Source organism: Roseofilum sp. SBFL (assembly GCF_017746885.1).
GTDB lineage: Bacteria > Cyanobacteriota > Cyanobacteriia > Cyanobacteriales > Desertifilaceae > Roseofilum.
The window spans coordinates 1-12,167 of sequence record NZ_JAGHZH010000010.1; the positions used below are offsets into that span (position 1 = coordinate 1).

At 45.7% G+C, this 12,167-nt stretch carries 10 protein-coding genes; 9 read left to right on the top strand and 1 reads right to left on the bottom strand.

Features of this window, described 5'->3' with window-relative positions:
* Positions 1-114: 114 nt before the first annotated feature.
* Complete coding sequence (locus J7545_RS00605; protein ID WP_318698004.1) at positions 115-798, bottom strand: hypothetical protein; 684 nt, start codon at positions 796-798, stop codon at positions 115-117.
* Between the two features lie 213 nt (positions 799-1,011).
* Between J7545_RS00605 and J7545_RS00610 the strand changes: the two genes are divergently transcribed.
* The 9 genes from J7545_RS00610 to J7545_RS00650 all read left to right on the top strand — a co-directional run.
* Positions 1,012-2,217 carry a tetratricopeptide repeat protein gene (locus J7545_RS00610; RefSeq protein WP_318698003.1) on the top strand — a complete coding sequence of 402 codons (1,206 nt, stop codon included), beginning with the start codon at positions 1,012-1,014 and terminating at the stop codon, positions 2,215-2,217.
* 263 nt (positions 2,218-2,480) lie between these two features.
* Entirely contained in the window at positions 2,481-3,236 is a 756-nt protein-coding gene (locus J7545_RS00615; RefSeq protein WP_318698002.1) for a peptidylprolyl isomerase, read from the top strand.
* A 40-nt stretch (positions 3,237-3,276) separates the two neighbouring features.
* Positions 3,277-6,357: a peptidase domain-containing ABC transporter gene (locus J7545_RS00620; RefSeq protein WP_318698001.1), complete on the top strand. Its 3,081-nt coding sequence runs from the start codon at positions 3,277-3,279 to the stop codon at positions 6,355-6,357.
* A gap of 69 nt (positions 6,358-6,426) precedes the next feature.
* Positions 6,427-7,923 carry an HlyD family efflux transporter periplasmic adaptor subunit gene (locus J7545_RS00625; RefSeq protein ID WP_318718991.1) on the top strand — a complete coding sequence of 499 codons (1,497 nt, stop codon included), beginning with the start codon at positions 6,427-6,429 and terminating at the stop codon, positions 7,921-7,923.
* 95 nt (positions 7,924-8,018) lie between these two features.
* Entirely contained in the window at positions 8,019-8,567 is a 549-nt protein-coding gene (gene rfbC, locus J7545_RS00630; protein ID WP_318697999.1) for a dTDP-4-dehydrorhamnose 3,5-epimerase, read from the top strand.
* Positions 8,564-9,457: a dTDP-4-dehydrorhamnose reductase gene (gene rfbD, locus J7545_RS00635; RefSeq protein ID WP_318697998.1), complete on the top strand. Its 894-nt coding sequence runs from the start codon at positions 8,564-8,566 to the stop codon at positions 9,455-9,457. Before rfbC ends, rfbD begins: the two co-directional genes overlap by 4 nt.
* A 77-nt stretch (positions 9,458-9,534) precedes the next feature.
* A complete protein-coding gene (locus tag J7545_RS00640) occupies positions 9,535-10,557 on the top strand; it encodes an Npun_R2821/Npun_R2822 family protein (protein ID WP_318697997.1) in 1,023 nt (340 codons plus the stop codon).
* A gap of 30 nt (positions 10,558-10,587) precedes the next feature.
* Positions 10,588-11,661 carry a glucose-1-phosphate thymidylyltransferase gene (locus tag J7545_RS00645; protein ID WP_318697996.1) on the top strand — a complete coding sequence of 358 codons (1,074 nt, stop codon included), beginning with the start codon at positions 10,588-10,590 and terminating at the stop codon, positions 11,659-11,661.
* A 178-nt stretch (positions 11,662-11,839) separates the two neighbouring features.
* Positions 11,840-12,167 (top strand): EAL domain-containing protein (locus J7545_RS00650; RefSeq protein ID WP_318718992.1); only part of this gene is annotated, 328 nt, incomplete at its 3' end.

The following is a 12,167-nucleotide window of genomic DNA, read 5'->3' on the forward strand; positions in this document are numbered from 1 at the left end:
AAATTTTTCACACCATTTGTCAAAGCAAGGAGGCATTGCTGATGGGGTAGTTTCTTTCATCCGGGAAATAACCACGTGAAACAACCTATTGCAAACTATTATAACCTAATTTGACTATTTTTCTTGTTTAAGTCCCGTTAAAAGTTTCAGAACTCCTGTATAGGCGTTTTTGAAACCTTTAGAACAAAGGGTTTGAGACCCAGAGATTGAGAATAACTGACACCAGTTTTTGGTGATTTCAGTGATGATATTTTCACTGGTAAGCTTTAACTTAGGGTTAAGTTTATTGTGATAGCTACCATAGGTAACCTTATAGTTAGCCAAGGTATTAACCTTTGTCTTCTCATCACTCCTATCACGACCGCATTTGTCAAACCCGTTGATGTAATTGGCTTTCACCAGTTCAATGGCTTGACCGATGGTTATGATGTCATCCTCAAGGGTTTGGGTTCCCTTAATTTCTGACTCGTACCATGACCAAAATTCAGACTCTGTTTCAGTATTTTTCAACTTGTCAGAGACGGCCAAAGCTTTGGCCAGAGCATTGACGCAACCATCACGGGTGAAGGATTCATTACAAGAATTATTAGCCGTTGTTGCCTTGGTAGCTGTCTTGAACCGGAGATACAACCGGTTACCTTGCTTGCTAATGGACACTCCCTTCGGGGTACTTCTCTGGCAAGCTTTGAGATAAGCTCTCACCAATTCATGGTCAACGTACTTAGATGGGTCAATGGAGTTAGAGTGAAAATACTCATTAACCATCGACCATGCCTGTTTAGTGTGATTGTCAGACATCTGCCTATTTTCTGCCTATTTCCTTTTCAAGGTTCTAGAGTGCAAACTAGGCAAAGCTTTCAGCTCTTGGGATAGCGTTAGCTATAATCTGAGAGTGGGGTTCAAATCCCGCCGCTCCGATTGTATTGAAAAACAAGCTTGGTCTAGAGTTGAAACAGCGAACCCACCAGCAAGAATGGGTGCGCTTACACGTCGTTCACATAAATTCCTCATATGGTAGATTGGCGGAAAGTATGGCGAAGTCTGATTGCTCGTTTATCTCAATGGTGGCAACAGATCTCGAAGAAGCTACGCAGGACTTCAGTTGCGAGTGCTGATTCCTCTCAAAGACCGCCCCTCAGTTATACTCACTATGAATTCCTGTTTAATCAGCTTCTGGAAGGGGTAAATACCCAAGGATGGAGCCTCAAAGAAATCAATCAATTTTTTAGCCAATGGCAAGAGCGCACAACTGAAGAAGAATGGTTGGCATGGTTAGAGCGCTTTGGTGAAAGGGTTTTAGGGTCTCGTTCGCCTAATCTGGAGTTAGCTCAACGGATGGTGAGGTTGGCAAACGTTTATCCTAGACCTTTGGGACAATGTTCCCGTGAAATTGGTTTGGCTCTTTTGGAGTGCCCCAGAGAAGCAGAACCGGAAGTAATCAAAGAACCGCAGGTAGACGAGTCACCCCCGGTAGTAGAAGAAAAACCGGTGGTGCTAGAGCCTCCAGCGATCAAGAAACTTCCGATTCCTCAGCCTCCTGAACCCCAAGAGAAGCCTAAAGAGAATCTTCAACCCCCTCAGAAACGTCCTCAACCCCGTCTAGAGTTACCTTCTTTGAATAGTTTGTCAGGGGTATTGCATTTGTTGCAATTACGACCCCAGATGGTGCAACGGTTGGCACAACAGATGGGTATTGAGACGAATAAACCAGAGGAGGTATTACAGGAGTTGAAGATGAGGGCGTTGATGAAGTCGAGTGTGGAGCAGGAGCAACAGGGAAATTTACGGGGGGCGATCGCCTATGTGGATCGGGCACTAAGTTTAAATACTCAGTCAGCGATCGCCTGGGCCATGAAAGGAGATCTATTATTTAAGTTACAGAAATTTGAACAGGCGATCGCGGCCTACGATCGCACAATAACGGTTAACCCTAACGATGAGCAAACCTGGTATAACCGAGGAATGGCTCAGTTTCAATTGCAGAACTTTGAGTTAGCCTTGGCGAGTTTTGAACAGGCGCTGAATCTAGAACCGAGTTTTTATGCAGCTTGGAAAAATAAGGCGATTTCCCTGTTGAATTTAGGACGCGATCGCGAAGCTCTTGAAGTGTGCAATCTCGCTTTAGGGATGCAACCTGACGATCCAGTATTACATACCTGCCAGGAAAAGGCACAGGAGAGTTTAGAGCGTCAGGATAAAATGGGGGATGGGGAATAGGGAATTTCAGCGCATCACCGCGTATCTTCATTCGTCATCTCCCTATCCCCTGCCCAAATTCGCGCTGAATTGCGATCGGGATGCTATCCTATTTTGGAAGTCTGTATCATTAAAAAAAACTAAAGGGTTTTGCCCTTCATGGGAAGCGCCCAATTCCATTAACCTGTTCATGTCCGCTTGCGGAAACTGTCCTATAGACAGGAGGGGGGAGAAGGAAACCGGCCAAATCTAATTTAACTGCGATCGCTTATTGATGAGAACCAATGGTAGAAATTCTACAAGTCGGCAACCGAGTCATTCAAACGGATGAAATTTTAACACTACTCACCCGTTATCAATTAATGCCCCATGTGGTGCGCGGATTAGTGATTGATCGGGCGATCGCCGATTTCTCCTGCACTCCCGAAGAAATTGAAACTGCCCTCAAATCCGTCCACAGTCAACTGAAATTCACCACTCCAGAAGACAAAGCGGCTTGGCTGGAAAATCAGGGCATGAATGCCGAACAATTCCAAGAAGTGTCCATCCGTCCCCTGCTGATCGAAAAATTTAAACAAGCCAATTGGGGCAATAAAGTTGAATCCTACTTTCTCAGTCGCAAAACCCACCTCGATCAGGTCGTATATTCCCTGATTCGCACCAAAGACCTGGGATTAGCCCAAGAAATCTACTTTCGGATTCAAGAAGAAGAAGAAAGTTTTGCCAATCTAGCCCGCGAATACTCCCAAGGGCCTGAGGCTCATACGGGAGGAGTGTTAGGACCGGTCTCCGTCTCGACTCCCCACCCCATCCTGGCCAAACTGCTCTCGATTTCCCAGCCAGCTCAACTCTGGCCGCCCCGGAATTTAGGAGAATGGTATGTTATCGTCCGGTTGGAAAAATTCATTCCTGCCAAATTTGATGATGCGATGAGACGACAGTTAATTGATGAATTATTTGAACTCTGGATGCGAGAAGAAGTCCAAAAACTAGGGCCTATCCGCTCCCTCTGGTCATCTGACGAACAAGAAAACCGATGAAACCCAATTTTTAATTTCTAATTTTTAATTTCTAATTGATATGACTCAAGCTGTCTCGCCTTCTCAAATCCAGGGATTTTTAGCCAAAGTCCATCCCTTCGATCAGCTTAATCCCAGTAGCTTAGAGCAGTTAACCTCTGGATGTAAACTGTTGCGCTATGCGATCGGGCAACCGATTATCATTCGGGAAAAAGTGCCCGCTCAAGTGTCTATCCTCTATCAAGGTCAAGTGCGGATTTTAGGCTATGACCAACGGCGACAAACCACGGTGAGCTTAAAACGAGCTGAACCCGGAGAGGTGATGGGATGGGCCAGTTTGTTTCGCCAGAGTGGGTGTGAAACGGCCCTCGCGTCCACGGAAGTTATTTGTATTACTGTAGATGCCCAAGACTTTCTGCACTTAATCGATCGCGAACCCCAATTTAGAGAGAGCCTCGCTCAACAGGTCTCCATCAGTGAGGTCTTTGAACTACTGAGTGTGGAACTCGGTCGCAGAGCCGATGGGACGGCAGACTTAAAAGAACTGACATTTAAGGCGATCGCCCATGCCACGGCGGTTAACTTACCCTCTGGCAACCTGCAAGTCAGGGATTTGATTAATACCCTCAATCCCTCCCGCCTGTGGCTCGTCAGTAGTGGAACCGTAGGCGACTTTACTGCCGGCTCAAATGTCCCTCTGAATGACCTGGCCGAACAACCCAATCAAAGACTACCCATTAAAGGCAGATGGGGAGCCAGATTATTAGGGGTTGACCTCTTCCAAGAAACAGAAGACCCCATTGCCCCTCCCACGGGGCCCCAGACTGTTTCACCAACTCCGGTCAAGCCACCCCTGAAAAAAGCCCCCATTAGCACCCTATCCCCTAGGAAACAGCTAGAGGGAGAAGACAGTGGAGTCGATATCAGTCGCGCTCCAGAACAGATCCCCGAACTCGAACAAGGCAATGACGATCGCATCAACTATCCCTTTGTACGCGGCAAAGGCGAAATCGATGCCCCCATGGCCTGCTTCAAGATGTTGAGCCAGTTCATGAAAGTCTCCTTCCGTCGGGATGTGATTCGCAAAGTCCTAGAAAATCAACTGCGAAGTGTTGGGCAAATCTCCTTAACGGTTTGTGGGGCGATCGCCGAAATGATGGGACTACAGGCACAAATGGTGCAATTGCCCGCCGCATCCATCAACCGTATCAAAGGCCCCGCCATGATTCCCTGGGGCCAAAGCTTTGCCATCCTCTACCGGATCAACGAACGAGAAGTGGTCATGGCAGTGCCCGAAAAAGGCATTACCCGCAGGCGAGTTGCCGACTTTGCCGAAGAATGGGGCGTAATTCAAGGACAAGTGCTGCTGCTCCAGTCCCCCCCAGACCGACAACGGGAAAAATTTGGCCTAAGTTGGTTTGTCCCTGCCCTAATTAAATATCGGGGCATCCTGATCCAAGTCTTTATCGCCTCATTCTTCGTCCAGCTCTTTGGTCTGGCGAACCCCCTAATCACCCAGGTGATTATCGATAAAGTTCTCGTACAACGGAGCATCGACACCCTAGATATTTTGGGTCTATTCCTCCTAGGGGTGGCCATCTTTGAAGCCATTCTCACCCTGCTGAGAACCTATCTCTTTGTCGATACCACCAACCGTATTGACCTGGGACTCGGCTCAGAAGTCATTGCCCACCTGCTCAGGCTACCCCTAGAATACTTTGACCGCCGACGGGTTGGGGAACTGGCTGGACGGATTAACGAATTAGAAAATATCCGTCAATTTCTCACCGGAACAGCCCTCACCGTTGTTCTCGATGCCGTCTTCTCCGTGGTCTACATCGCCGTGATGTTTGTCTATAGCTGGCAGCTCTCCCTCGTTGCTCTGGCTACCGTTCCCCTGTTTGCCCTGGTAACCATCGTTGCTTCGCCTATTGTCCGCCGCCAACTGCGCCACAAAGCCGAACGCTACGCTGACGTGCAATCCTATCTGGTAGAAGTGCTATCCGGGATTCAAACAGTAAAAGCCCAGAATATTGAGCTAAAATCCCGCTGGCAATGGCAAGAACGATACGCCAAATATATTAAATCTGGGTTTCGCTCCGTTCTCACCTTTAGTACCGCTGGTTCCATTAGCGGATTCCTGAATAAACTCTCTGGACTATTAATTCTCTGGTTTGGAGCACAAATGGTCCTGACAACTGCCTCGACGGATAACCCCTTTACCTTGGGACAGTTAATTGCCTTCCGGATTATTGCGGGTTATACAACCTCCCCTCTATTGCGCCTGATTCAACTGTGGCAAAGTTTCCAGGAAACTGGGCTATCCATTGAACGACTCTCTGATGTTCTTGATGCCAATCCAGAAGCCGATGAAGCGAACCGTTCCAATATTTCCATGCCTCCTATTCATGGCCATGTGAAGTATGAAGATGTGTCCTTCCGGTTTGCCAGCGCGAATACCTGGCAACTGATGAATGTGAATTTAGACTTTCCCCAAGGACAGTTTGTGGGAATTGTCGGCCAAAGTGGTTCCGGTAAATCCACGCTGATGAAACTGCTGCAACGGTTATATGAACCAGGTTCTGGCCGTATCCTGGTAGACCAGTTAGATGTGAGTAAGGTAGAGCTGTACTCCCTGCGTCGGCAAATTGGGGTGGTTCTCCAAGATACGCTTTTGTTTAATGGTTCAGTGCAAGAAAATATTGCTTTGGCGAACCCCGATGCTACGGAGCAGGAAATTATCGAAGCAGCGAAAGTGGCGGTAGCTCACGAGTTTATTATGTCCTTGCCCCAAGGATATAACACGGTTGTGGGCGAGAGAGGGGCGAATTTATCTGGGGGACAGAGGCAACGGATTGCGATCGCCCGTACTGTCCTTCAAAGACCTCACTTGCTAATTCTTGATGAAGCCACCTCTGCCCTAGACTATGATAGTGAGCGACAAGTGTGCCAAAATCTGGCCCAAACATTCAAAGGAGAAACGGTCTTCTTTATTACGCACCGCTTAACGACGGTGCGGAATGCAGATGTAATTATTATGATGGATCAAGGTTCCGTTGTTGAACAGGGAACCCATGCTGAACTGATGGCTCTCAAAGGACGGTATTACTGTCTGTTTGAGCAACAGGACTCCCAGTTGTAGGGAAATGGGGGAATGGAAAATATCACCCATTACCCATTACCCATTACCCATTACCCATTACCAAGATTTATGAAAACACAAGCCAAATACACAGAAACCTATATCGAACAACCCATATTGCTAGAGCGGCCGGTGATTTGGTCTCAAGTCCTGGTGTGGCTGCTCCTGTTGATTACATCGTCGGGAATTGCTTGGGCGGCGATCGCCGAAATAGAACAGGCGGTTCCTGCCCAAGGACAACTCGAACCCCAAGGATCGGTCAATGAAGTGAAATCCCCTACCAGTGGAATGGTGCGGGAAATCTTGATTGAAGATGGGGATGTGGTACAAGAAGGAGAACTATTAATTACCTTTGACCCCACAGCCCCCCAAGCGGATATTGAATCGCTGACCAAGCAAGAAATTACTCTGAAAGAAGAAATAGAGATTTACGATCGCATTCTCTCAGGTGGAAATATCCAAAGTGGTCCTCCAGAGTTAGCCTCTTTGGCCAGTTTGCGCCAAACCCTCTTGGCAGAAAACGAATACTTTAATGCTCAACTCGATGGCTATAACCCAAATCAAGCGGTCAGTAGTGCCTTTAATAGTAACCAAGACCGACTCTTGAGTGCTTCGCGTGCTGAGTATCAATCAAGGGTAGAAGCGGCTCGGCTGAAAATTGCTGAGTTGGACAAACAGATTAACCGCACCCAACGCCAAGCAAGTGCGATCGTCCCTCGGATAGATAAAACCAAAGAAACCCTAGCCATTCATGAGAACACTCTAGATCGTATTCGTCCCGTCGTGGAAGAAGGGGCCCTATCCCAACTCCAATACGATCGCCAAGAACAGGAAGTACTTCGCTATCAAGATGAATTATTAGCCAGGGAAGGGGAACTCGAACAACTTCAGCTTGAGGAACAACGGTTGCGGGTGGAAAAAGCCCAATCTCAAGAAGCTGTATCCAATGCGATCGCCATTTCTGCTAAGGATATTTTAACTAGGGTGGCCGATAACCAACGCCGGATTGCTGAAATCGATTCCCAACTGGCCCGCGCTAAAATTGAGACCAAGAAACGGTTAGCTGAAGTTGAAGGAGAACTGATCAAAGCTCGACAGGCTCTGGGTTATCAGGAATTGAGAGCGCCTGTTAGTGGTGTGGTATTTGATTTACAAGCCGGGACAGGACACGTAGCCCAAGCCACAGAGCGCCTACTCTCCATCGTTCCCAATGATGCCTTGGTTGCTGAAGTTTATATCCCAAACAAGGATATTGGTTTTGTCGATGAAGGGATGCAAGTGGAGTTAGATGTCTCCTCTTTCCCCTCTTCGGAATTTGGCACCATTAAAGGAACTCTGACTTGGATCGGCTCAGATGCCCTAGAGCCAACGCAAGTCCGCCCATTCTATGCATTCCCAGCCAAAATTCAATTGGATAAACAGTATTTCACCATTAATGATAAACAATTGGATTTGCAAGCCGGGATGGATATTAGTGCCAACATTAAAGTCCGCAAACGGACTATTTTAAGTCTGTTAACCGATAAATTTGACACCAAAATCCGCAGCTTAGAAACCGTTCGTTAATACCCTCTTGGGAATCGGGGAATCGGGGAATCGGGAGACGCAGGGATTCCCTATTCCCTATTCCCTATTCCCTATTCCCTATTCCCTATTCCCTTATGCAGTGTATTCCAACAAAAATTCCCGACGTTCTGATCCTAAAACCCAAAGTTTTTGGAGACGATCGCGGATTCTTTTTTGAAAGTTATAATCACAAACGCTTTTTTGAAATTACCGGTCAATCTGTAGAATTTGTCCAAGATAACCATTCTCGCTCCGTGAAAGGAGTATTAAGGGGCCTGCATTACCAAATTCAACAAGCCCAAGGCAAACTCGTCCGTGCTGCGGTCGGCGAAATTTTAGATGTGGCTGTGGATATCCGCAAAAGCAGCCCCCATTTTGGCCAGTGGGTTAGTTGTTTGTTAAGCGCCCAAAATCATCGCCAGTTATGGATTCCGCCTGGATTTGCCCATGGGTTTGTCGTGCTGTCGGAAATAGCAGAGGTACTGTATAAAGCCAGTGATTATTATGCTCCCCAACACGAGCGATCGATTTTGTGGAACGATCCCAATATCGCCATTGATTGGCAAATTGAAGGCTTAGAGCCGACCTTATCCACTAAGGATCGGGCGGGTAAGCTATTGTCAGATGCTGAGGTGTATTCATGACCCGAATTTTGGTAACTGGGGCCCAAGGGCAGTTGGGCCAAGAGTTGGTCACCTTGTTGACATCCTTGGGAGAGATCAGAGGAATCGATCGCAATGAACTCGATTTAACGGAATTTGACAAGGTGGAAGCCTTTTGGCAAGATTTGCAGCCGGATATTGTGGTGCATGGAGCTGCCTATACCGCAGTGGATAAAGCAGAAGAGGATGTTGATTTGGCCATGCAGGTGAATGGGGAAGTACCGGGAAAATTAGCCCGTTTAGCAGCCGCTTCTGGGACTCAGTTAATCCATATTTCCACGGATTATGTGTTTGATGGCAGTAAAAATCAGCCCTATTTGGAAACTGACCGGACTAACCCCCTGAGTTCCTATGGGCGATCCAAGTTGCAGGGCGAACAGGTGGTGCAAGAGAGTGGTGCAACCTTTGCCATCCTCAGAACTGCGTGGGTGTATGGAAATGGCATGACGGGTAACTTTGTCAAAACCATGTTACGTCTGGGTCAAGAGCGGGAAGAACTGCGTGTGGTGTACGATCAAGTGGGTTCGCCAACCTGGACAGTGGATTTGGCGGGAGCGATCGCCCAATTGATTCCCAAGCTGAATTCGGAAACAGTAGGTATTTATCATTACACGAATGCAGGAGTGACCAGTTGGTATGATTTTGCGATCGCCATTTTTGAAGAAGCCCAAAAGTTAGGCATTCCCCTAAAAATTAAACGAGTGCTTCCCATTACCACCGACCAATATCCCACCCCCGCCAAACGTCCCGCTTACTCCGTTCTTTCAGGCAAAAAACTCGCCGATCTTCTCGGAACCCCTGCCCCCCACTGGCGGCAAAGTTTACAGAAAATGTTAGCCGAATATGCCGAAAACTTAGTTTATCGAGGGTAAGGTCATGAGTAGTGTTAAAATGAAAGTTGATTTTATTTGACTCCAAAATTTTATATCCGTGATAAGGAGGTACAAGTGTGGAACCATTGGGAATTTATACACTTGCTAATGATAGGGTATACGATCAACTCATTGCACTTCTAAATAGTATTAGAGTTAATATTGATGCCAGTATACCAATATGTGTTATTCCTTTTGATCAACACATTGAGAGAGTCCAAAAAGAGGTTGATATACGCCCAAATATAACTTTGTTTAGAAATTCAGAATCAATCAATCGATGGGAAAAATTTGCTCATGAATTTGTTGAATCTCACCCAGAAGCACAAAAATCCAGAGAATCACATCCTCGATGGTATCGCGGAAAATTACATCGCAAATTTGCTGCCTTTGATGGAATTTTTGAAAAATTTGTTTTCTTTGACTGTGATAGTTTAGCAATGAAACCAGTTACAGCAGTTTTTGAAAAGTTAGAAATGTTTGATTTTGTTTTTGATGATTGGGAAAATGCTAAATCACAATCACAAGCAGCATTAAATATTCAGCTAATTCAATCAACCGGTCTCTTTACAGAATCACAAATACGTCCCGCACTTCATTGTTCTAGCTTTTGGGGATCAAAGCATGGTATTTTTGGAATTGAGGAGCTTGCTAATTTACAAGATAAAATTACGAATCAAGGTGAAGCAGCTTGGGTTAACAATCAAGGGTGGTGGGATGATGCATTTTTGTTTAACTATATGACACTTAGATCTGAGCGTCCACTATTTAACTTTACTCTTAGTTCAGATGGTAAAGACCGAACAGGGAACTGTGCCAACTCAGATCCATTTGTTAACGTCAATCAAGTTCTGTATAACCAAGAGGGTTTAAAGCCTATTCATCGAATTCATTACATGGGTTATTCATCAACTGAATTTACAAGATTAGTTCAGGGTGAAGATGTTGATATCAGATATAGAGATATTTTCTTGCACTATCGATTTCTTGAAAATCCTGAGCAATGTCCCTTGATTTTGAAAAAGCCAAGCTTCTGGAAGAAAACCAGTAGACGATTCAATAGAATAATTAAGAAAATTTCTAGTTATTATGGGCTGTAAGACTGAATTTTGCTCTTCTCTAAATTAATCATGAAAGCACTTATTTTATCTGGTGGTAAAGGAACTCGCTTACGTCCCATTACTTATACGGGGGCCAAACAATTGGTTCCAGTTGCCAATAAACCCATTTTATGGTATGGGATTGAAGGGATTGTGGGCGCAGGCATCACCGATATTGGCATTATTATTAGTCCCGAAACTGGAGAAGAGGTGAAAGCAACTACTGGGAATGGAGAACAGTTTGGCGCAAAAATCACCTATATTTTGCAGGAGAAACCCGCCGGTCTGGCCCATGCCGTAAAGGTGGCACAGCCCTTTCTAGGAAACGACCCATTCGTTATGTATTTGGGCGATAACATTATTCAAAGCGACTTAACTCCATTTTTGAACCAATTTAAAGAAAATAGCCTAGATGGACTCATTTTATTGCGTACCGTGTCTAATCCCAGTGCTTTTGGTGTGGCACAAGTGGATACTCAGGGAAGAGTCTTAAAGCTGGTGGAAAAACCGAAAGACCCGCCTTCAAATCTAGCACTAGTGGGGATTTACTTCTTTTCTGAGGCAATTCATGAGGCGATCGCCAGTATCCAACCGTCGCCACGAGGTGAACTAGAAATTACGGATGCAATTCAAGTCTTAATCGATCGCAAAACACAGGTAGAAGCGCGTCAGATCGAAGGATGGTGGTTAGATACCGGGAAAAAAGACGATCTTTTGGAAGCCAATCGCATTATTCTCGATACCCGCTTAGAATCAGAGGTTAAAGGAACTATCGATCCTCAAAGTCAAGTGATTGGTCGTGTGAAAATTGGCAAAGGGACAACAGTAATTAATAGCACTATTCGTGGCCCTGTTGCTATTGGGGAGAATTGTCATATCGAAAATACATTCATTGGCCCCTATAGTAGTATTGCTAATAGCACAACCTTAACAGAAGTCGATATTGAACACAGCGTGATTTTAGCAGAAGCAACCTTAGAAAATATCCCACAACGCATTGTGGATAGTGTGGTAGGTAGACGCGCTCGCTTAAACGTTGCTCCTCGTCGTCCAACAGCTCTACGGTTTATGATTGGAGATGATTGTCAGATTGAATTAGTTTGAGAGATCGATAAGGTTGGGCGATCTTTCTTCTGAGAAAAGGAGTTTCTGGCTCCTGCTATTTCCCAGAATGAGTTATATATGGTCTATCAACCTTTTATGCGCTATCCGTTCCAAGTGTTGAAAATTAACCGCTCTTTATATTCGGGAAATTCCTGAAGATACGGCTTCAGTATCTCTAGTGACAACCATTCTGGTAATGGCCCATGGACTTGGTTTGAAATCGATCGCCGAAGGGATCGAAACGGCTGAACAGCAGGTGTTATTAAAACACTTAGGTTGTGACTACAGTCAAAGCTATTACTTTAGCAAAGCGTTGAGAGCAGATGGATTTCAGGACTATGTCATACCAAATCCGGATAGTATAGGTAGAGGTAGAGAGAGAAGAGAGAAAGATGACAAGAACATTAGAATTAGAGGAGCATCTGTCAAGCTCAGAGTTAGAGAAAGAATACAAAAACAGCAAAGACCCAGTGGAATCGAGGAGATACCACCTGTTGTGGCTAGTG